Origin of the sequence: Paraburkholderia sp. DD10 (assembly GCF_049177125.1) — a bacterium.
GTDB lineage: Bacteria > Pseudomonadota > Gammaproteobacteria > Burkholderiales > Burkholderiaceae > Paraburkholderia > Paraburkholderia terricola.
In genome coordinates this window covers 1851124-1872673 of the sequence record NZ_CP185392.1, presented here as the reverse complement: position 1 = coordinate 1872673, position 21550 = coordinate 1851124, and the positions used below count along the sequence as shown (strand labels likewise).

Here is a 21550-nt window from a genome sequence, read left to right as displayed (position 1 = left end):
TGTATCTGATACCTGCTGTTTATCGCTACCTCTCGGCGCGGGCATCAGGCGGCGAGATGCCGCGCAATTCTCGGCGACGTGAAGACGGCGCCGAAGGCGAAGCGCATGACCGGGCCGAAGCTGGTCGCCGACACCGGCCCGACGAAATACAGACCGCGCACGGACGATTCGAAATGCGCGGAGAGACGAGGCGTCGATCCAATTAATGCGAGCCGGTCGACGATCCGTGGCGCGAGAAACGGCAGGCGGCGCGCATCGCTGCGGTAGCCGGTCGCCGCGATCAGGTGGTCGCCGCTTACGACGCGGCGCTTGCCATCCTGGCCTCGCAATTCCAACTCCACCTGGTTTCCGTCAGCGCGAGCCGCTTCGATTTCAAAGCCAAGCAGTTGGGAGACGGCCTCCGCCCGTTCGCGCATGAACCATCCGACCGAGGGGCCGAGAAATTCCCGCACGGTCCGCAGCCGGCGCTCGTCAGGGAAATAGCGGTATAGCCACGGCCATATGTCGGTGCAAGTACGCTGCTTCCAGCCCGGACCGACGCCGGACATCGGCATCGAAACGCGCTTGAGCAAGGGACGGTTTAGCGGCTCGTCGTAGTTGAATCTGACGGCTGAACGCCGCGCGATCAGCTGGACCGTCGCACCGGCATCCTCTAGCAATACCGCGAGATCGAATGCGGACGCGCCCGCGCCAAGCACGAGCACGCGCTGTCCGCGAAACCGCTCCAGTTCGCGATGCTCGCCGCTGTGTGACAGGCGCTCGGACGGCAGATGCGCGAGCACATCGGGAATATGACGGAAATGGTCGATGCCTACGGCCAGCACGACCTTGCGCGCGCTGAATGAGCCGCCGTTCGCCAGTTGCAGCGCAAAACCCTCCGCGCACGCGTCGATCGTTTCGACCGGCACATCTTCCAGACCGGGCGCGAAACGTTGCTGGAACGCCAGCCCATATGCCGAGAACGTATCTAATTGCACTGGTAGTCCGACTTCGTGATATGGAATGCCCTGTTGTTCGCAGTAGTGGCGCAGCGTGAAGGTTCGGCCCGGATCGCAGATCGTCGACGAAAAACCAGCGGACTTGAGCATCATCCCCTTGGGCATGTGTCTGCGCCAGATCTGCATTGGCGTGCCGAATATCCGCAACGACTTGCCGCTGCCGCGCAGGTGAGCGGCGATCGACAGCCCGAACGGGCCGGCTCCTACGATGGCGATATCAACATTGGCTTGCATGCGTCACTCCATCGTGGTAGATGCGGCGGGACAATCGCCTGTCACACGGACATCGCGATCCGGATTGCGGACGTGCTCGAAGCAATATCCGGATGCGAACACGAAGTCCTGTCCCGAGCCAGTCGCGACAAGAAACCGCTCGACTGTTTCCGAGGTCAGGCCCGTCGCGCCGCTGCGAATCGCTGTGGCCGACACGCCGTCGGTGCGCACGACTGCGCACGGAAAGACCCAGCCGCAATCGTCGAACAGGTTCCTGACCCACATGCCGCCCGTATCGCTGCCATGCAAGCCATGCAACGGCTGACCTCGATGCCGTCTGCGGACCTCGCGCAACACGCCGACGAAACCTTCCTTGTCGTAGATGTCCGGCAGATCCAGCACTTCGACGCGTTGCGCGAGGCCGGCATCGCCGCATGCCGCCCTGAGCAGTTCCCTGCGGACTTCGTAATCGTAAAAGCGATTGCCCGTCGGAAAGTAGTTCTTGCCAGGATCCGCAGACGAGGTTTTCGAATAGATGCGCATGCCGGCCTCGCGCGACATCGCTATCTCTCCGCGTTCGAGCGCCTGCCGATGCAGTTTCGGCACGGTCGTGCAATGCACATAGATCGTGTCCAAACGACGCCCGTCCAGTGCGTCGCGGATCATCCGCAGATGCGAGTTGTGCACGGGATTAAACGAGCCGAAAAACACGCCGACGCCTGCGCGTGGAAACCAGAACGAACGAAGATCGGCGAGCGCGCCGACGAGCAGGTCCGCTAAATAGACGGCCGCACCGGTCACCGCGAGATATCGCACGGCCGGTTCGACGACGACGCTGGCGACGAGCCATGCCGCCACGGCAAGCGCAAGAACGAGGTTGCTCGTCCGCTCGCCGCGTCCGTGGTACGCAAACCGGAATGCAAGAGATTGCAGAGCCGCCGAAGCGGCGGTCGCGATGACGAAGGTCATGGCGTCGAGTAAGCGCTGCCCCGTCGCTGTGCCAACCAGGGTCGCCACGACCAGTACGACAGGCGCGTGCAGCGCCAGCCTCGCGAGCCGGCCAGGCGTGACGCGCGCGAAACGTAACCCGATAGCGTCCTCGGTGCGAATCATTTTGACTGCAACAGCCGGCAGTAGTGACGCGCTAGCGGCAAGGCCGAAGCTTGCCGCTAGCGCGGCCTCGGCGGACGCGGCCGCGCGCGACCAGACGATCGCGATGGGCCAGGCTGCGGCAAGCCAGGGATAGACCCGCGAGCTGACGCGCAGCCGCGCTCTACCAAGCATAGCGGCCACCGTTTTCATGGACGCCCTCCGGGAGAAGAGTGCCCGCGAACCATTCCAATGTGCAGGATCCGGTCTTCGATGTACGGTTCGCCCTGCGGCGCGAAACCGAACGACTGATAAAACTCCCTCAGATAGAATTGCGACGATATCTTGACAGGGGTATTGCCGCGAACTTCATCAAGATGTGCGAGCGCGAGCGTGACAAGTTCGCGGCCGATACCGGCATGACGATGCTCCGGATGTACCACGACTCTGCCGAAGCTAAAAAAGCCCGGCTCGAACAGATCCTTCGGCAACACGCGCGCGTACGCAACGAGCCGGCCATCGACGAAGCCGGTTAAATGACGGCAATGCGGGTCGCGTCCGTCCGCGTCGAGATAAGGCACATTCTGTTCGACGACAAAGATGCTTTCCCGCAGGCTGATCGCCGCGTAGAGGTGCGCGACTGGCAGTTGCTCGAAGCTGGACCAGCGCCACGCGACTGCGTCGGCGCGCGCGTTGACGGAGTGCGAAGCCGATGCCGCCACTGCTTCCACTCTCGACGCCAGATTGCGGATGTGGCCGGTGGCTCCGTCATCGTCACGAGCGCGCTGCATGATCGCTCTCCGTGCCATACAGCATGTCAGCTGTCGAGCCGTATTCCATGACGGCGGTGCATTGAAACGCAAGGTTGACGACGGCTCGCCGCTCGCCGGCGCGCACGAGCGGTGCGACGCGATGCAGATTCATGTCGGCGCGCAGCAGATAGGCGTCGCCGGCCTGATGGCGATGGCGGTCAACGAGACCGTTTTCCTCCGCCCACGCGACAAGGTCGCCGATCGCTTCGTCCTGCCTGCGATGCTTGCGACGGCACAGGTCGGTCCAGTTCGGCACGACCTCGAGCTCGCCGCCGCCATTTTCACTAGGCAGTTCGGCAAATATCACGAGCGCATAGGGCGGGTCGTCCAGATGCCAGCCGTGCGTATCACCGCGTTGATGGAGAAAATTCGCGACCATGAATTCTTCGGGATGCGTGCACGAATAGACCGTGCGGCCGACGATATTTTCCACGCAGTTGCGCAATGCGTAATGGTGATAAAGGCTATAGAGAAACGGTGAATGAGCCTTGATAATCGATCCGCCGAGCGCCGAGAGACTTCGCGGCGTCGCATAGCCTGGCATTTCAAAACTCTTGCGTATCGCGAGTTGAGCAAGTTCATCAAGCTCGTTCTTTATCAGCTTCAACCCAGCAGGCGAGATAAATTCGAATAACCGAATATACCCAAATCGCATAAATTGCTCGCGCATTTGCTGGAGTATGTTCCAGTCGTATTGCTGCGGCATAACGATACTGTACAAGTCGGCAGCCCAGTTGTCCGCTGTGCGCTGCTGTACGCCATGGTCACGTGCTCCGTCAATTTCGGGTGCGTCCATGGACTCGCTCCATGTCATTAGTGAATATGCAAATTTCCTGTCGCGACATCGGACAAGACCCAGCTGGTGCCTGAAGGGCGCTTTTCGGGGCCAAGCATAAGCAACTTACGAGCCAAAAGCGGAACGCTTTAAGAAAGGGTGTGAAACCGGGTGCCAAATGTTTCCGGATCGGCACGAGAACCTGACAAGGATCGCATCGATAACCGTACTCCCAATCACTGAAACACAAAGTGTCACGAATACACCGCACAGTGTGCGAAAAGGCCCGTGACAAACTGGATCTCTATAATGGAACGCTTAATATTGCTTTGCAGCGCAATTGGCGATTTCGGCGTTGCGTCGAACTTCTTTTGTGCATATACGATCCACTTGGTAGTCGCCCACTTGATAGTCGCGTGGAATCGATAAACGCTAACCGCATTTCGTTGTCGCTAGTCGGCCAAAATGGCCGTTCGCCACGGTTGCTGCCCACATTCAAAATGCCGCGCGCCGCGAACTAATTTTGTCCTTTCCGGGAGCCGCTATCATCGACGTTCGTCCTGAAGGAGATCAACCGATGAGCCGACCCGATTTCATCAAACACTGGACCGAACTCGAAGAACCGGATCCACACTCCTATCGCGGCGATACCGAGCCAATGGCGCTGGACGCGCCGCTTTCCGCCGCACTCGGCATTACGCGTATCGGCATTCATCATGTCAGGCTTCTGCCCGGACGGCGGACCTCCTATCCGCACGCCGAAAGCACCGAGCAGGAGTTCGTGTACGTGCTCGAAGGCAAGCCCGATGTGTGGATCGACGGCGTGCTTCACCGCATTGCCGAAGGCGATTCCGTCGCGTTTCCGGCAGGCACTGGAATCTGCCACACCTTCATCAACAATACGAAGGACGAAGTCAGGCTGATGGTGATCGGCGAACGTCCGCGCGACGACAACCGTATTCGCTACCCGCTCAATGAGGCGCACGAACTGACTCGCGCGGACCGCTGGATGGACTGGCCCACCAGACCCCTCGGGGACCATGATGGGATGCCGGACTGAGGCTTACGCGGACGATTATTTGGGCCGATATCGAGGCGTCTGATACCGGTGTTGCAGTGAGTGACGCATCGCTGGCCGCGCTCGATCACTACGCCGAAGGCTGGGTGGCGCGCCTCACCGAGCGCCCCGACCCGCCGACCGCGCCGGAAGAGGCGCTACGCAACGCCTTGCTGCATTACGCGCGGCTCGCGTGCGCGCTGACCGGCAAGCGCAGTTGCTTCATTACCAATACCACGCTGGAGATGCAACCCGGCGACGAGGCATTGCGTGCCCGCGTTCGGCACCGCGGCGATCAGCGGCGCGTTCTTCGGCGCGATCGACGGCCGCGCGACGGCGGATGCCTACGCGCATGCGTTCCAGCTCAGCCTCGCGATCAATGCGTTGCTCATGCTGGCGTGGCATCGGTTCAAGCGTGCTGCTGGTGCTCATCCGCAATTTGTACTGCGCCGCGCCGCACGCCCGGCTTAAAAATACCGAATGCGTAATCGTTTTCAACGGTGCAGTGCGGGATAATCACGCGTCTTAAACAAAGTGCATTTATCCACGGCGCATTTGCCGGTGATCGGGGCGTTCACAGGTAATTGCGCTTTGCGCCGCGAACGGGAATAAACCCGTGGCGCGGATCGATCATGCTTTTGATATGACGAAACACGCATCGCATTTTTTACTCGCGGCGTCATACGGCCGCAGTAAATCCTGCGACCGTGCGGTGCCGCACAGAGCGCGCCCAGTGGCGCATTGAAGGGTTTTCCCCGTTTCATCCGACGAGCCTTCGCATGCGATACTCCTTGTACTGCCGATGAAAACGATGTGATTAAAAAGCACTTGCGGTGATTAAATTCGATTGTTAATCTTGGCAAACTTTTTAGAGTTTCCATCAGCAACCTTTAATGTCGAAAAGCCCAGCGCAATGACTTAATACCGCTCGACGGTTTCCCAGGGGATTGAAATATGCCAACCGCCACCATTGACGCACTCCAGATTCCAGCAGCCGCACGCTTTAACGTGGGCGACGTTGTCACGCTGAAGGAAGGCGGCCCGCGCATGACGGTCACCTATGCGGGTGCGGTGGCGCTCAATCCCGGCGAATGGCTGATGTGCGAGTGGTTCGACGAACAGGGCGAACTGCGCCGCGAGATGTTCTCGCCCGCGAGCGTACGCACTGAGCCGCGCTCGATCCCCGCCGCCTCGGTCATGTGGAACCGGGTAGGCCGGGCCGCCTGATCGGCCGGATATTTTCCGGCTTTCGCCTGGCGCGCGATCGGCCGATCGGCGCGCCCGATTACTTCCTTCTGATCTACTTCTCCGAGCGCTCTCGCGCCGTCGCGCGTCGTTGCACGCGCATTAGAAGCGCCGATGAAAACGCGCGCATCCGCACGATCTTTCGCGTCTCCACGATCTGTCCGGCGAGATTCTTCGGCGGGTTGGGTTGCAACGACCAGTAGAGCGCGAGCAGCCAGCCGAAACCCGTCCAGCCGAGGCACGCATTGAAGAGCGCGAGCGTGAGCACGTCATGACGCTTGCGCCGGTCGGCCAGAATCGCCGGCAGAAAATACAGCGCGAGAACGAGCGCCGCCGCGATGGCCTGAACCAATAGATTGCCGTCCATGAAACCGGCTCCCAATAGGCGAGCTATGCGTTGATTGTCGCGCGATTGCGCGACTCACGCAGCTTCATGCGAACCCCAGGGCGCGGCTCGCCATGCGGCAGGCGCGGGCATTCAGTCAGCGGGACTGCAGCCTGCCTGGCATCGGGACTATCATGGGCGTTTCATCGAAACGAACCGCAACGGACCGCCACCATGATCTCCGACGATACGACCCAGCAGACCCAGCGCATCAACCCCGACACGCTACGCGAATTCGTCGACCGCAAATGGAACGACGAGATCGTGCCCGCGCTGACGGACTACATCGCGGTGCCGGCCAAGAGCCCGGCGTTCGACCCAAAGTGGGTCGAGCACGGCTATCTGGAGCGCGTGGTCACCGACGCGGCGCAATGGGCCGAACAGCAGCCGGTGAAGGGCCTGAAGCTCGAAGTGATCCGCCTGCCGGGCCGCACGCCGGTGATTTTCTTCGAGACCGCCGCGACGCGTTCGGGCAGCGAGGAAACCATCGTGCTGTACGGCCACCTCGACAAGCAGCCTGAATTCGACGGCTGGCGCAACGACCTCGGCCCGTGGACCCCCAAGCTCGAAAACGACAAGCTGTACGGCCGCGGCGGCGCCGACGACGGCTACGCGATCTACGCGAGCCTCACCGCGCTCGCCGCGCTGGACGCGCAAGGCGTCGAGCGGCCGCGCTGCGTCGGCCTGATCGAAACCTGCGAGGAGTCCGGCAGCTACGATCTGCTGCCCTACGTCGACGTGCTGCGCGAACGGCTCGGCAAGGTCGGGCTCGTCGTGTGTCTCGATTCGGGCGCGGGTAACTACGATCAACTGTGGCTCACCACCTCGCTGCGCGGCCTCGTCGCCGGCGACCTCGAGGTTCAGGTGCTCGACGAAGGCATTCACTCGGGCGGTTACGGCGGCATCGCGCCGTCGAGCTTCCGCGTCATGCGGCAACTGTTCGACCGGCTGGAGGATGCCGCCAACGGCACGCTGCTGCCGAAGGGTTTTCACTGCCCGATCCCGGCAGACCGTCTGCGTGAAGCGGAAGCCACCGCGCGGATTCTCGGCGACGACGTCTGGAAAAAACTGCCGTGGGCCTGCGGCCAGGACGGCCGCCAGGTGCTGCCCACCACCACCGATCCGCAAGAAGCCTTGCTCAATTCGACGTGGCGTCCGTCGCTCTCCGTGACCGGTGCGGCCGGCTTGCCCGCGCTCGCGGACGCGGGCAACGTGCTGCGTCCGCGCACGGCGTTCAAGCTGTCGCTGCGGCTGCCGCCGCTGATCGAAGCGGACAAGGCCGTCGCCGAGTTGAAGGCGCTGCTCGAATTCGATCCGCCGTACAACGCCCGGGTGACGTTCAAACCGGACGCGGGTGCGGCGAGCGGCTGGAGCGCGCCGGATCTCGCGCCGTGGCTCGCCACGGCGTTGAATGACGCGTCGCGCGAACACTACGGCGCGGACGTCGCCTATATGGGTCAGGGCGGCACGATTCCGTTGATGAACGTGCTGAAGGCGGGCTTCCCGAAATCGCAGTTCATGGTGTGCGGCGTGCTCGGGCCGAAGTCGAACGCGCATGGGCCCAACGAGTTTTTGCACGTGCCGTACGGCAAGAAGCTCACGGCCGCGGTGGCCGAAGTGATCGCCGCCGCGCCTTGAGCGCTCGTGCGGGTTCCTGTCGATCCGCGCTTTGATCCTTGTTTCGATCCTGCCACTCACGCCATCGATCTGAATGAACGAAAACCAGACTGCCCGACTTGCCACGCCCCGGATTCCGGCCGATCAATTGCACGCCTACGTGAAGGCGATCTGGGCGCGGGCGGGCAGTGCGCCGCGCGAGGCGGAACTGGTCGCGGATCATCTGGTGGCGGCGAACCTGACCGGCCACGACTCGCATGGCGTGGGCATGATCCCGCGTTACGTGGCGTCGCTCGCCGACGCGCAACTGCAACTGAACCGGCATGCCGAGGTGGTGAAGGACGTGGGCGCCGTGCTGACGGTCGAAGGCGGCAAGGGCTTCGGCCAGGTGGTGGCGTTCGAGGCCATGGAGCAGGGCATCGCGCGTGCACGGCGCCTCGGCATCTGCGCGGTCGGCTTGCGCGGCGCGCATCACATCGGGCGCATCGGCCACTGGGCCGAGCAATGCGCGCGCGCCGGGCTGGTGTCGTTCCACTTCGTCAACGTGGCGGGCGATCCGCTCGTCGCGCCGTTCGGCGGCGCGGATCGCCGCATCGGCACCAATCCGTTTTGCGCGGCGTATCCGCGGCCCGGCAAGCCGCCGCTCGTGCTCGACTTCGCGACCAGCACGGTGGCGTACGGCAAGACGCGGGTCGCCTATAACCAGGGCAAAGCGGTGCCGCCCGGCGCGCTGATCGATCACGAAGGCCGGCCGACGCTCGAACCCAAGGTCATGCACGAGGCGCCGTTCGGTTCGCTCACGCCATTCGGCGGCCACAAGGGATTCGGGCTCGCGGCGATGTGCGAGATTTTCGGCGGCGCGCTCTCGGGCGGCTTCACCACGCACACGGAAACGCTCGGCACGACCAACGCGATTATCAACTGCATGCTGTCGGTGATCATCGATCCCGCCGCGTTCGACGCACCCGATGCGCAAGCCGAGGCCGATGCATTCATCGACTGGGTGAAGGCTTCGCCGCTCGCGACCGGCGTCGATCGTCTCTACGAGCCGGGCGAACCGGAGCGCATCATGCGCGCCCAACGCGAGGCCGAAGGCATTCCGGTGGACCCCGCGACGTGGGCGCAGATTCGCGCGGCGGCGCTGACCGTCGGCATGAGCGAGCAGGACGCCGAGGGCTGGTCCGCGCGCTTGCGGTAACGCCGCCTGGGGCAAGCGCGGGCGCGGCGGAGCGCCCGCGTCCGCTTATCGGGGTCGAATAGTCCGTCTGTTGGACCACAAATAAAAGTTAAACCCCACAAGCTTTATTTTCGATTGCATTACCTAAACCGCGCGTATTTCGTTTTCTTTCGAATCGGCAACAAATTCCGCTTACGCGCGTTCACTAATCCGATTGCGGTCATGCGCCTATTGACCGTCTAATTTCGCTCATCTCCGGTGCGCAAGCGTTTGCGTCCCGTATTGCTTCCCCAGCCTGCCGCCTGCCCTGAGAGCCCCGCCTGACGCGGCTTGCGGCACTGCTTGCAATCATCTGTTGGTTACCCCGCTCCCAATCGATTCCGGTCTGATTTAGGCTCGCATGGCAATGCCGTTGTTTTAACTTTAAAGGACCGTTCAAAATGAATCTGCATAACCACCACGCCTGCCGCCCGTTCCTCGAAGCCGGCAATCTGTCGCAAATCTCCGCTTATTACGAAGAAGGCCGTAACGTGATGTGGATGATGTTGCGGGCGCAGCCGCGCCCCTGTTTCAACCTCGATCTGGTGCACGATATTCTGGGACTCGCGCAGGCAGCACGAGACTCGGGCTTGCCGATCGACTTCTGGGTTACCGGCTCGCTGATTCCCACCATGTTCAACGTCGGCGGCGACCTCGATTTCTTCGCCGACACAATCCGCTCCGGCAAGCGCCAGGCGCTGCTCTCGTACGCGCGGGCTTGCGTGGATTGCGTCCACGCGGCGGCGCGCGGCTTCGACACCGGCGCGATCTCGATCGCGATGGTGGAGGGCACCGCGCTCGGCGGCGGATTCGAGGCGGCGCTCGCCCATCATTTCCTGCTCGCGCAGAACGACGCGCGCATGGGCTTTCCCGAAATCGCCTTCAACCTGTTCCCCGGCATGGGCGGCTATTCGCTGGTGGCGCGCAAGGCCGGCATGCGGCTCGCGGAGGAGCTGATCGGCGTGGGCGAATCGCATACGGCGGAATGGCACTTCGGCAAGGGGCTGGTCGATCAGCTATTCGAGCCGGGCGACGCTTATATGGCGACGCGCACGTTCATCGATACGCTCAAGCCGAAGATGAACGGCATCCGCGCGATGCTGCGCGCACGTCAGCGCGTGCTGCAACTGTCGCGCGCGGAACTGATGGAAATTACCGAGGACTGGGTGGACGCCGCGTTCACGATCGAAGAGAAGGATCTCGCCTTCATGGAGCGGCTGGTGATGCTGCAAAACCGCCGCAGCGCGAATCTGCGGCAGACGGCCAGCACCGCCAGTTTCGCGTGAGCGGCGTTCGCTCGTAGCGACAGCGGGCCGCGCAAGGGGGCGCGGCGCGGAAGCTCAGGCGATCAGCCTGAGCTTCTGCCTGTCCTGCAACCAGCGCTCGAATTCGGCGGCGGGCATGGCTTGCCCGTACAGGAAGCCCTGCACGTAATCCACGCCCAGGCCCTTCATGAACGTTTCCTCGGATTCCGTCTCGATGCCTTCGGCGACCACCTTGAAATCCAGTTCCTGCGCGACGGCCACCATCGAACGCACGAGCGCTTGCGCCTTGGTGTCGGCGTTGATCGAGCGCACGAAGCTGCGGTCGAGCTTGATTACGTCGAGCGGAATGCGGCCCAGTTGCGACAGCGAGGAATAACCGGTGCCGAAGTCGTCCAGATGAACCTGGGCGCCGATTTGCCGGAACTGCGTGATCAGATCGATGGCCGCCGCTTCGTCCTCGATCAGGCAACTCTCGGTGAGTTCCAGGTCGATCAGGCAGGGGTCGAGGTTCGCGTGCTGCAGCGCCTCGCTGAAATGCCGCACCACCGCCGTATCGACCAGTTGCCGCGCCGACACGTTGATCGCGATGCGCAGGTTGTAGCCGGCGGCTTTCCATTTGGCCGCCTGTTTCGCGGCCGTTTCCATGACCCAGCGGCCCAGCACGCCGATCAAACCGGATTCTTCCGCGTAACGGATGAATTCGGCCGGCATGATCTGCCCGCGCTCCGGCGAATTCCAGCGCACCAGCGCCTCGGCGCCCTGCACCGCGCCGGTGGTGAGCGACAGCTTGGGCTGGTAGTGCAGCGACAGTTGACCTTCCTCGATGCCGCGCCGCAGATTGGTGTCGAGCCACATGTACTCCGCCACCTTGCGGTTCATGACCGGCGAAAACACGCGGTAGGTGCGCTTGCCTTCGTCCTTGGCGACGTACATGGCGGTGTCCGCCGCGCGAATCAACGATTCGAGGCTCTCGCCGTGTTCCGGATAGCGCGCGATGCCGATCGAGCAGCCTGTGTAGACCTCGACGAGTCCGAGACTGAACGCGGTGCGCAGGCGTTCGAGAATGCGCTGCGCGGTGACTTCGAGCAGGTTCGCGGTGCCCTTGGCGGCGAGCACGATGAACTCGTCGCCGCCCAGGCGCGCGAGCGCGTCGCCCTCGTTCAGACAGGTCTTGATGGCCGCCGACACGTCGCGGATCAACTGGTCGCCGAACACGTGGCCGTAGTGATCGTTGACGCGCTTGAAGTTGTCGAGATCGAGAAACAGCACGCCGACCGCCTCGCCGGGGGCCGCTTGCTCGATGGCGGCGCGGATCTTGTCCTGGATCGCATTGCGGTTGGCGAGGCCGGTGAGTGAATCCGTATTCGCCAGTTCGATGAGCCGTTCCTGGGCGAGCCGTTCGTCGGTGATGTCGGTGCCCGAGCAGATCAGGAATTGTTCGTCCACGCCGCTGCCGCTGTGAACGAACTTGTTGCGAAACAGAAAGAGCCGCTCGCCGCGCACCGTCTTGACGCGCCGCTCCACTTCGTAGGACACGCCGCGATTGAAAAAGCCGGCGATGTTCTGGCTCGACGCCGCGCCGTCTTCGGTGGACATGAAAAGCGCCCACACGTTGCGGCCGACGATGTTCTCTTCCTTCACGCCGGTGAGTTCCTCGGCGAGCCGGTTAAAGCGCTGAATGCGCCCATGCCGGTCGACGATCACCACGACGGAATTGACTTCGGAAACGACCTGTTCGGCGAACGAAAGACCGTGCACCAGATCGCGCGCGACCGATTCGGTGTCGTCGTAAGCCGACGCCGTGCCCGCCCAGGTGTTGCCATTGAGCTTCTTGCCGACGAGATGCAGACGCAGCGGCTCGCCGAACAGACGCACGTCGAGCACGAGGTGGGAAGTGACGCCGGTGAGGCAGCGGACTTGCGAAGCCTGCTGGGGATTCAGCGGAATGGCGACATGGGCGGGCACGTCCCCGGTGACCGGCGCGAGTTCCAGTGCGTTGCTGTCGCTCGACAGACGCCAGCAAGGACTGCTCGTACCGAACTGGGCGAATAGCACCTGGTCGTGTTGGTCGTCGTTCATGAGAATCCCCGGGCGGTGTATGCCGGCGGCCGTTGATCAAGGCCGGTTGGCGGCAAACAGTCTCTTCATCATACTTAATTGAGACTGGTCTCATTGTAGCGAAGCGGCAGCATTCAGGCTTATAAAGATTTGACGATTGCGCGGCCGCGCGCTTTGGCGCGCTTTGGCTCACTTCACGGCACGATTCCGGTGCAATCGTCGTGGCGTCGCGGGAAAAACCCTAAAACCTGCGCGCCAGCCACCCGCGCGCCCGTTCGCGCTCCGCCGGAAGCGCCTCGACCGAAGCTTCGAACCAGAAAACCCCGCCGACGAGCGTGCCGATAACGACACCGTCGCGATACAAAATACGATTTCCCGTAACCGCCGGCACCCGTTCGCCCACCAGCAGCGTTCCCGTGAGATTCAGCGGATCGGTCGCGGCGACACAGACAAACGCACCGTCGTTCGCGTGCCGCCGCACCTCGCGCAGCAAGGGAATCGCCTCGGGCAGCGCGAATTGCTCGCCGGCGAGGCCGTTCACGAAGCGCCCGCCGCGAATCACGCCGCGCGCTTCGAGCCGTTGAAAAACGCGCAGCAGATCGCGCCACGGCGGCAGCCATTCCGCCTCGCGTTCGAGCAGGCGCCAGAACACCACGCCATAGCGGCGCAGCAACGTCATCGCGACGTGTTCGAGTACTTCCGGCGGCAACTGCCGGCGCCGCTCCGGCGTGCTTTCCGCAGACGCGGCGGCGGCGCTGCCGCGCCTGAGCAGCGCCCAGCGTCCCGCGTCGTCCATGCCGCCGATGAGCGCGCTCGCGCGCGCGCGCCGGCTGCCGGAAAAAGCGTTGCGTTTGGCGACCGGCTTCAGCAACGCGCGCAAGCCCGCGAAACTGTCGGAATTCACGAGGCCGGCGGCCACGAGTTCGCCCAGCGCGTTTTCCAGTTCCATACGCAGGACGCGAACTTCACTCAGCAGTTCGTCGAAGAACATCGCGCCGTGTTGCGACAGCGCGTCGTACACGCTTTGCGCGCGCGCCGATAACTCCGGTTGCCTCGACGGGTCGATCAGCGCGCTCCACACGCGGATGTGCGCTCGCGGCAGCAGCACGATCGGCGTGCCGCGCACGGGTCCGGCGGCGCTGCGCGCGCGCTCGGTGAGCCGGGTCCAGACGATCTTGCCGGCGCGGCATAGTTCGTCAAGCGAAGTACTGGAGTAGGCCTTCACGCGCGCGGGCAGGATGTCTTCTTCCCATGCGCCCGCCGCGGCCTGGAAGCCTTCCAGTTGTTCGAGCACCGCGGCGAGCGCGTCGCGTCCCTCGCTGCGCGTGTCCGGCGTCAAGTGCTGCCATTCGAACAGGAAGCGCATGAAGTCGTGCCGTTCCACCGGTTCGATCTCGCGCCGCAAGCGTTTGACGGTGTAGCGGTGAATCCGCGCGAGCAGGTGACGCTCGCACCATTCTTCTTCCGTCGCCCGGGGCGTGAAGCGGCCGCGCATCACGTAGCCTTCCGCTTCGAGACGCGTCAAGGTCCGTTCGACCGATGCCGCGGGCAACCCCAGCGCCTGCGCGATGGTGTTCACCGGCAGCGGGCCGAAGCCGGTGAGCCGCGCGCGTAACACGTCGAGCAGGGCGTCGTCGGCGTTCCATGCGTCGGCGTAGCCCTTCGGCGCGGTGAGCGGCGGCGCGAACGCGGCGTCGGGATAGAGCGCTTCGAAGCAGGTCAGGCGCTCGGCGCTCAGCCATAGCGTCGTGTGCGTGCCGGCGATGTTCAGGCGCGTGGCGCGGCCGGATTCGGCCAGCGACGCGAGCCAAGCCGGCCACCCTTCGTTGCGATGCGCTTCGGCCTCGGTGATGCAGGCGAGGCCCGTCAGCGCTTCGTGCATCTCGTCGGCGTTGCGCGCCTGCGGCCAGGCTTCGTCGCGCACGCTGTCGATCGCGGCGGCGTCGAGCGCGCCGAGGTCGTCGGCACTGGCGGGATCGGTCCAGCGGCGGTTCAGCACGGCTTGCGTGCGGCGCTCCTCGATCGGCGCGTCGTCGAGATAGGCGTACGGCTTGGCGGTGAGGATTTCGGCGGCCAGCGGCGAGGGCGCCGGCAGATCGCGGGCGACGAGCCGCACGTCGCCCTGTTCGATACGGCGCAGCAGCGCGATCCAGTGTTCGCTGTCCATGGCGTCGTGCAGACAGTCGTCGACGGTCTGATCCACCAGCGGATGACGCGGCAGTTCGCGCTCGCCGACGATGTTCTCCAGACACGCGGCCTGCTCGGGGAACACGCTCGCGAGCAGGTCCTCGCTGCGCATGCGCTGCAATTGCGGCGCGGTTTTGCGGCCGCCGGTGTAACGCGGCAAGCCGAGCGCGATGGTCGCGTTCCAGCGCCAGCGCACGCCGAACAGCGGCGCGTCGAGCAGCGCCTGGATCAGCAGATGCTCGGCGCTGTTCGAATGCAGATAGCGCCACACTTCGTCGAGCACGAACGAATGGCTGCCGGTGAGCGAGAGCACGATCGCGTCTTCGGTCGCGGCGGCTTGCAATTCGAAGTTGAAGTTGCGGCAAAACCGCTTCCTCAGCGCGAGACCCCACGCGCGGTTCACGCGGCTGCCGAACGGGGAGTGGATCACGAGCTGCGTGCCGCCGGATTCGTCGAAGAAGCGCTCCATGACGAGCGTGTCTTGCGTCGGCAGCACGCCGAGCGCGGCGCGCGCCCGCGCGAGATAGTCGACGATCTGGCGCGCGGCGGCTTCGTCGAGGCCGAGCGAATCGACGAGCCAGTCGATCGCGCGTTCGATGCGGGCGGTCATCGTTGGGTCGGTTGCGGCAATTGCGGCAGTTGCGGCGGGCGGCGCGTCGGCGGCGATTGCCGCCGACGATGCCGATTCCGCCGATCCCCCATCCCGCGTTTCGACAACAGCCGAGGCCGCCTTTGCGCGCGTTTTCGCCGTCGCCGACAACGCCGGCCGCTTCGCGTTCCGGCGCGTCGACGACGGCTCGCCGTGCGAAACCGTCGCGGGCTCCTCCTCTCCATCGAGCCAGCGCCCGATCTGCTCGCGCAAGCGCGCCACGCCGAGCGAGAGTTCATCGCTGCGCCCCGGCGCCTCGCCCAGCCAGAACGGAATGTTCGGCGGCTGGCCCTGCGCGTCCTCGACTCGCACGCGGCCGCTCTCGATCCGCAGAATCCGGTATGACGCATTGCCGAGTTGAAACACGTCGCCGGCAAGACTTTCGACCGCGAAATCCTCGTTGACGGTGCCGATATTGATCGCCTGCGGTTCGAGCACGACCGCATAGTCGGCGTTCTCGGGAATCGTGCCGCCCGAGGTCACCGCGACCAGCTTGCCGCCGCGCCGGCCGCGCAAGGTGCCGCTCACGACGTCGCGATGGATGTACGCGCCGCGCGGGCCGTTGCGGCTCGTATAGCCTTCGACGAGCATGCGCAGCACCGCGTCGTATTGCTCGCGCTCCAGCTCCGCGTAGGGCGCGGCGCGCCGCATCATCTCGAACAGCGCATCCTCGTTCCACTCGGCGCTCGACACTTCCGCGACGATCTGTTGCGCGAGCACGTCGAGCGGCGCGCGCGGAATCCGCAGCGCGTCGAGTTCGCCGCGCCGCACGCAATCGAGCAGCGCCGCGCATTCGATCAGATCGTCGCGCGAAACCGGAAAAAGCCGCCCCTTCGGCATGCCGCCCACGTGATGCCCCGACCGACCGACGCGTTGCAGGAACGGCGCGATCGCGCGCGGCGAACCCATCTGGCAGACCAGATCGACGTCGCCGATATCGATGCCGAGTTCCAGCGAAGCCGTGGCGATCAGCACGCGCAACTCGCCGCGTTTCAGGCGCTGCTCGGCATCGAAACGATGTTCCCTGGCGAGGCTTCCGTGATGCGCGGCCACCGCTTCCTTGCCGAGCCGCTCGGTCAGATGACGCGCGGCGCGCTCGGCCATGCGGCGCGTGTTGACGAAAATCAGCGTGGTGCGGTGCATCGCGACGAGTTCGGCGAGGCGGTCGTAGACGCGCTCCCAGACTTCGTTCGGCATGACCGCTTCGAGCGGCACCGGGGGAATGTCCAGCGCGAGGTCGCGCGCGCGAATATGGCCCACGTCGACGATCGCGCAGTCGGCGGGCAGCCCGCTGTCGATGCTCGCGCCGCCCACCAGAAAGCGCGCCACCGCGCTCACGGGTTTTTGCGTGGCCGACAGGCCGATGCGCGGCAGGCGCCGCGCGCACAGCGCGTCGAGCCGTTCGAGACTGAGCGCGAGATGGCTGCCGCGCTTGCTGCCGGCCAGCGCATGAATTTCATCGACGATCACGGTGCGCACCGTCGACAGCATGCGGCGGCCCGAGTCCGAACCGAGCAGCACGTAGAGCGATTCGGGCGTGGTGACGAGAATATGCGGCGCGCGCTTTCTGAGCGCGCTGCGTTCCTGCTGCGTGGTGTCGCCGGTGCGCACGGCGGTGCGGATGTCCAGCGGCGGCAGGCCGCGCGCGTCGAGTTCCGCGGCGATGCCTTGCAACGGCATTTGCAGATTGAGGCGAATGTCGTTCGAGAGCGCCTTGAGCGGCGACACGTAGACCACCAGCGTTTCGTCCGGCAACGCGCCGCCGTTGGCGAGACCCTGATGGACGAGATCGTCGAGCGCCGAGAGGAACGCGGTGAGGGTCTTGCCGGAACCGGTCGGCGCGGCGACCAGCGTCGAGCGGCCTCGGCGAATCTGCGGCCAGGCGGCGGCCTGCGCGTCGGTGGGGCCGGGGAACGTGTTCAGAAACCAGCCGGCGACCGCGGGATGGAAGTCGTCGAGCGCGCGGGCCGTGGCGGCGCTGATGGGGGAATCCACCGCGTCAGCCTGGGCAGGGCCCGCGGTCGCGGGTCCCGCGGAAGCCGCGCGCAAGGCGGCGGCGGAGGTCGAAGCCGAAGTCATGCCTGCGTAGTTGGGGGCGCGACGTGCCATATCCAGAGAGCCGCGAAAAAACGGCGTAGTGCGAGATCCAGAACCGAGTCTCGCAGGTTTTGCGGGCTTTGCCGAGAGCGCACCGGCGCAAGCGTAATCAGGGCTCAGTTTGCTTGCCCGTTCCGCCGAACCAGCGCTGCTCGATCGACGACATCAGCCAGGCCACCAGCAGCGCGCAGACGGTGCCGAGCGTCACTTCGCCGAGGCGCAGCAGCGCGATGTCCCACGCGGGACCGATGCCCGGCACCAGCAGCATGATGGTCGCGGTGATGCCGCCCAGACGCGCCGCGCTGCCCACGTTGACGACCCAGCAAATCACGATCGCCACCGCCACGGTGGCCGCATAGGCCGCGAAATGACCGCCGCCCAGCGCGGCGCCGAGCAGCCCGCATACACCGCCCGCCATCGCGCCGATGAACTGATCGCGCGACAGCTTGCGGGTGTCGATATAACTATGCTGGCTGACCGCGATCGCGGTGATCGCGGCCCAGAAAGCCTGTTCGGTGTGCAGCGCGCGGCCGATCGCGAAGGCGAGACTGGCGCCCGCAACGGCTTGCACGGCCATCACGCAGCCTTCGGTCAGCCGCTCGTTGAGCGGCAGCGACTTCAGAAACGCAAACAGCGAGTTGGCCTCGGACGCGCGCGCGCCGCGTGTGGGCTTGTCGGTTGAGCTCATCGGATGGGTCGGGACGCGTGATCGCAGCGGGAAGGTTCCGTATTCTAGTGACTGCGCGCCCGCTCACTGTCGCCGCTCACTGTCCCCCTAACCGTCCCCGCTGCGCAGCCGGTGATACCAGTTCATCAGCGGCGTGGCGGAGACGCCGTGAATCACCACCGAAGCGGCGACCACCGACAACGTGAGCGGCGCCAGCGGAACGACGTCCGCCGCCGCGCCGTGTTCGAGCGCATACGCGAGGTAGTAGAACGAGCCGATGCCGCGTATGCCGAACCAGCTCATCAAACGCCGCTGCGCGGGCGTCGCGCTCGATCCGATCAGCGACAGCTCCACCGCTACCGGCCGCACGAGCAGAAACAGCGCGGCGCCGAGCGCCACCGTCCGCCACGTGACGAGCGGCGCTTGCAGCGTGGCGAGCACGTTGCCGACCATCGCCATGACCGCGACTTCGGCGATGCGTTCGAGTTCGATCGTGAAGCCGAGCACCGACTCCGCCATATACGCGTGCGCCTTGCTCGGGTTGGCCGCGGTTGCGTCGACGTCCTCGGAATCCACAGTGCCGATCGCCCGGCGAGGCGAGACCGCGCCGCTCGCGCGATGCTCGACGCGGCGCATCGCGACGCCTGCCGCGAACACGGCCAGAAAGCCATAGGTATGCGCGAGTTGTGCCGTACCGAACGAAAGCTCGATCAGACCGAGCGCGAAAAAGCCTTCGAGACCGAGCGCCTGCGCATGGCGCGTGCGCAGCCAGGCGACCGCGTGCGTCGTGGCCCAGCCGAGCAGGGCGCCGATCGCGATCGCGCCCGCCACGCCCCATGCGATGCGGCCCGCGAGTTCGAGGTTCAGCACCTCGGACGCATCGGCGCCTGGCGCCGCGCATAGAGCGAGGCCGAGCAGCGCGAAGGGCAGCGCGATGCCGTCGTTGAGGCCGCCTTCGCCGGAGAGCGCGAAACGCAGCAGGTCGTGATCGCCGGGGTCGCGCACCTGCACGTCGTGTGCGAGCACGGGATCGGTCGGCGCGAGGATCGCCGCGAGCAGCAGCGAGGGGCCCCAACCGAGTTGCAGGACGTACACGCCGAAGAGCGTCAGCAGCGGAATGGTGGCGAGCATCGCGAGGAAGCCGAGGCGCAGCGGCACGGTCCAGAGTTTTTCCAGCACGCCCAGGCGCAAGCGCAGGCCGATGGCGAACAGCGACACCAGCAGCGCGACTTCGGTGATCGTGCGCAGCAGATGCGCGTCGGCCACCATATCGAGGTGCAACAGGCCGAGGCCGGGCGATGCGAGCGCGTAGCCGATCGCGAGGTAGAACATGGCGGCGCTGACGGGCAGGCGCCGCAGTGTCGTCGCCGCCACGCCCATGAAGACGAGCACCGCGCCGACGATGAGAAACCACAACGTTTCGTGCATGAGGATCCGGTGAGAGCCGGCGTGCGGATGACGCATGCCTGGCCGATTGAAAGACGCGCGCGGAAAACGCGCCGCGCCAGCGCGCGTCGGGGCATTCTTCAGGACACGCGTCGCACTCGCTGCGCATTAAACCGCATCAAGCCGCATCAAGCCGCATCAAGCCGCATCAAGGCGCGCGTCCGAACGCCTCGCGCAACTTGCGCTTCGCCTGTTGCAAGGTACTGCGGCGCGTCTTGGGCAAATTCCTGCCCGCGCGATTGATATAGAAGTTCAGCATCGACATCGCCGACTGGAACGGCGTGCCCTTGCGACGGCGGCTTTTCGTCGACGACTGCTTGAGCGATTGCGCAATCTCCTGGGCATTGCCGGTTTTGAAAATATTGTGTTCGAGGTCCATCGCGTCGCTGGTTTCCATCACGTGATGCGACCACTTGCGCGGACTCTTCGCGCCGCCTCCGTTGGCTGTTTTGGCGCGATGCGCCGCGTGCGCATGCGCATGGCGTTGGCGTGGCGGTCGTCCTGACTTGCCGCGCGCAACCGGGCGTTTCGATTTGCCGGTGGCTTTCCGGGTGGCCATGATTTCGCCTCCTTGTCAGGCTGGCTTCGCGCTCGTCTACCGTCGATCGCCGATGCGGCGATTCGCTAAGGCGAAGTGAAATGCGCCGGCTGCCGCCCAGGCGGCGAGCCGGCGCATGAAAAGCGGACGGGTGCCGAAACTCGACTTTCGTCGCACCCGTCCGCGATTGGCGTGCGGGTTACAGCTTCACCCCGCCGGCCTCCGGCGCATCCGACGCTCCGGGAGGAATGTCGCCGACGCCCACGTCGTCGCGTCGCGTGAACCGGTCGCGGCCCCAATAAGGTTCGGTGCCGTAGTACTGGTGCACGCTCGTGGCCCAGCTCTGATCCGCCATCGAGGGCCAGTGATCCTTGTCGAAGCCCGGTGCGGTCTTCACGCGTTCAGCCGTCATGTTGAGCACGAAGCATTTCTGGTCCGTGTCGAGCGTCAACGCGCTCCAGGGAATCGCCAGCAGCTTGTCGCCGATGCCGAGGAAACCGCCGCTCGACATCACCGCGTAGGCGATGCGGCCCGAGCGCACGTCGAGCATGATGTCCTTGATGTTGCCGATGTCCTCGCCGTCGCTGCTGAGCACGGTGTTGTCGTCGAGGGTATCCGCCGCCATCACGTCGGGGCCCGGACCTTCCGCGGTCGCGGCGCCCTTGCCGACGATACGCGCGCCCTGGCTTTGCCCTGCGCCGCCTTGCGTCTGTGTTTGATGGACCATGATGAGCCTCCTCTAAGGGTTGATGATGTATGCGGGACCCAGCAACGCGCGTTCCTTCCAGGCGGCTTGTCCCACGGCCGCCCATGACGAAAGTGAGTTGCGCCGCGTATGAGAACGTCTGAAATCCAGGCAGGGCGAACGCGTAAAGCATGCTGACGCGTTTGCAATTATTTCGTCGGAATGGACGGACTGAACTGATGATTGCACCGCTACCGCAAGGCTTCATTGCGTGGTTCATTGCGGTGAAACGTTCAGCCGTCTTCTCCCACTTCGGCGGGGTCCGGCAGTTCGGGCAGATCGCGATCGTCGGTCGGCGGGGCGGGTTGGCCGTGATCGTTTTCCGATGCCGGTGCGTTGGCTGCGTCGTCGGGTGTCGGCTTGGCTTGCATTGTTTTCTCCCTGAGGAACGTGGCGACGAAGATCACGCACGCCGCATGCCAAAGCCATTCGCGCCGCCGCCGCGTTCGTGCGAGGCATACCCCTTGCTGAATGCTGGACACACAGTGCGA

The 21550-nt window shown here is 64.7% G+C and carries 19 protein-coding genes and 1 pseudogene; 7 read left to right on the top strand and 13 right to left on the bottom strand.

The features are described 5' to 3' along the window. Positions 1–44: 44 nt before the first annotated feature. The 4 genes from ACOCG7_RS08510 to ACOCG7_RS08495 are packed head-to-tail and all read right to left on the bottom strand — an operon-like array spanning position 45 to position 3908. Entirely contained in the window at positions 45–1232 is a 1188-nt protein-coding gene (locus ACOCG7_RS08510) for an NAD(P)-binding domain-containing protein (protein ID WP_073429985.1), read from the bottom strand. 3 nt (positions 1233–1235) lie between these two features. Beyond that, positions 1236–2495, bottom strand: a complete 1260-nt coding sequence (locus ACOCG7_RS08505; protein ID WP_193615296.1) for a hypothetical protein — start codon at positions 2493–2495, stop codon at positions 1236–1238. 14 nt (positions 2496–2509) lie between these two features. Further along, positions 2510–3031, bottom strand: a complete 522-nt coding sequence (locus ACOCG7_RS08500) for a GNAT family N-acetyltransferase (protein WP_159442575.1) — start codon at positions 3029–3031, stop codon at positions 2510–2512. 43 nt (positions 3032–3074) lie between these two features. Further along, positions 3075–3908 carry a HalD/BesD family halogenase gene (locus ACOCG7_RS08495; RefSeq protein ID WP_310135240.1) on the bottom strand — a complete coding sequence of 278 codons (834 nt, stop codon included), beginning with the start codon at positions 3906–3908 and terminating at the stop codon, positions 3075–3077. A 556-nt stretch (positions 3909–4464) separates the two neighbouring features. Here ACOCG7_RS08495 and ACOCG7_RS08490 point away from each other — a divergent pair. From ACOCG7_RS08490 to ACOCG7_RS08480, 3 genes and pseudogenes are all read left to right on the top strand, one after another. Continuing rightward, complete coding sequence (locus ACOCG7_RS08490) at positions 4465–4947, top strand: cupin domain-containing protein (RefSeq protein ID WP_073429983.1); 483 nt, start codon at positions 4465–4467, stop codon at positions 4945–4947. Positions 4948–5018: 71 nt separating this feature from the next. Beyond that, positions 5019–5225, top strand: a pseudogene (locus ACOCG7_RS08485) (TetR/AcrR family transcriptional regulator); the annotation flags it as partial. Then, the gene (locus ACOCG7_RS08480) at positions 5215–5415 is read left to right on the top strand and encodes a hypothetical protein (RefSeq protein ID WP_073429982.1); all 201 of its coding nucleotides are present in this window, start codon (positions 5215–5217) and stop codon (positions 5413–5415) included. The pseudogene ACOCG7_RS08485 and the gene ACOCG7_RS08480, both read left to right, overlap by 11 nt. Before the next feature lie 23 nt (positions 5416–5438). Here ACOCG7_RS08480 and ACOCG7_RS08475 read toward each other — a convergent pair whose 3' ends face one another. Beyond that, the gene (locus ACOCG7_RS08475) at positions 5439–5825 is read right to left on the bottom strand and encodes a hypothetical protein (protein ID WP_421375108.1); all 387 of its coding nucleotides are present in this window, start codon (positions 5823–5825) and stop codon (positions 5439–5441) included. Between the two features lie 73 nt (positions 5826–5898). Between ACOCG7_RS08475 and ACOCG7_RS08470 the strand changes: the two genes are divergently transcribed. Further along, entirely contained in the window at positions 5899–6171 is a 273-nt protein-coding gene (locus tag ACOCG7_RS08470) for a YodC family protein (protein WP_073429981.1), read from the top strand. A gap of 73 nt (positions 6172–6244) precedes the next feature. Here the strand turns inward: ACOCG7_RS08470 and ACOCG7_RS08465 are convergent, their stop codons facing one another. Continuing rightward, a complete protein-coding gene (locus ACOCG7_RS08465; RefSeq protein ID WP_073429980.1) occupies positions 6245–6556 on the bottom strand; it encodes a superinfection immunity protein in 312 nt (103 codons plus the stop codon). Positions 6557–6748: 192 nt separating this feature from the next. On the opposite strand from ACOCG7_RS08465, the gene ACOCG7_RS08460 reads away from it, so the two are divergent. The 3 genes from ACOCG7_RS08460 to ACOCG7_RS08450 all read left to right on the top strand — a co-directional run bounded on the left by ACOCG7_RS08460 (position 6749) and on the right by ACOCG7_RS08450 (position 10693). Further along, positions 6749–8212 carry a M20 family metallopeptidase gene (locus ACOCG7_RS08460; RefSeq protein ID WP_073429979.1) on the top strand — a complete coding sequence of 488 codons (1464 nt, stop codon included), beginning with the start codon at positions 6749–6751 and terminating at the stop codon, positions 8210–8212. A 73-nt stretch (positions 8213–8285) separates the two neighbouring features. Next, positions 8286–9389, top strand: coding sequence for a malate/lactate/ureidoglycolate dehydrogenase (locus ACOCG7_RS08455; RefSeq protein WP_421375106.1), 1104 nt, complete (start codon positions 8286–8288; stop codon positions 9387–9389). A gap of 419 nt (positions 9390–9808) precedes the next feature. Further along, complete coding sequence (locus tag ACOCG7_RS08450) at positions 9809–10693, top strand: crotonase/enoyl-CoA hydratase family protein (protein WP_073429977.1); 885 nt, start codon at positions 9809–9811, stop codon at positions 10691–10693. Positions 10694–10747: 54 nt separating this feature from the next. On the opposite strand, the gene pdeR is transcribed toward ACOCG7_RS08450, so the two are convergent. The 7 genes from pdeR to ACOCG7_RS08415 form a co-directional block, all read right to left on the bottom strand. Next, a complete protein-coding gene (gene pdeR / locus ACOCG7_RS08445) occupies positions 10748–12751 on the bottom strand; it encodes a cyclic di-GMP phosphodiesterase (protein ID WP_073429976.1) in 2004 nt (667 codons plus the stop codon). Between the two features lie 220 nt (positions 12752–12971). Next, positions 12972–17675 (bottom strand): DEAD/DEAH box helicase, encoded by a 4704-nt coding sequence (locus ACOCG7_RS08440; protein WP_374710321.1) that lies wholly within the window; start codon positions 17673–17675, stop codon positions 12972–12974. A gap of 97 nt (positions 17676–17772) precedes the next feature. After that, entirely contained in the window at positions 17773–18351 is a 579-nt protein-coding gene (locus ACOCG7_RS08435; protein ID WP_073429974.1) for an FUSC family protein, read from the bottom strand. A gap of 87 nt (positions 18352–18438) precedes the next feature. Continuing rightward, the gene (locus ACOCG7_RS08430) at positions 18439–19758 is read right to left on the bottom strand and encodes a cation:proton antiporter (RefSeq protein WP_073429973.1); all 1320 of its coding nucleotides are present in this window, start codon (positions 19756–19758) and stop codon (positions 18439–18441) included. A gap of 166 nt (positions 19759–19924) precedes the next feature. Further along, positions 19925–20335: a DUF3175 domain-containing protein gene (locus ACOCG7_RS08425; RefSeq protein ID WP_073429972.1), complete on the bottom strand. Its 411-nt coding sequence runs from the start codon at positions 20333–20335 to the stop codon at positions 19925–19927. A gap of 178 nt (positions 20336–20513) precedes the next feature. Then, on the bottom strand, positions 20514–21041 hold the full coding sequence (locus tag ACOCG7_RS08420; RefSeq protein ID WP_073429971.1) for a PRC-barrel domain-containing protein: 528 nt from the start codon (positions 21039–21041) through the stop codon (positions 20514–20516). Between the two features lie 251 nt (positions 21042–21292). Further along, positions 21293–21430: a hypothetical protein gene (locus ACOCG7_RS08415; RefSeq protein ID WP_167363305.1), complete on the bottom strand. Its 138-nt coding sequence runs from the start codon at positions 21428–21430 to the stop codon at positions 21293–21295. Between the last annotated feature and the right edge of the window lie 120 nt (positions 21431–21550).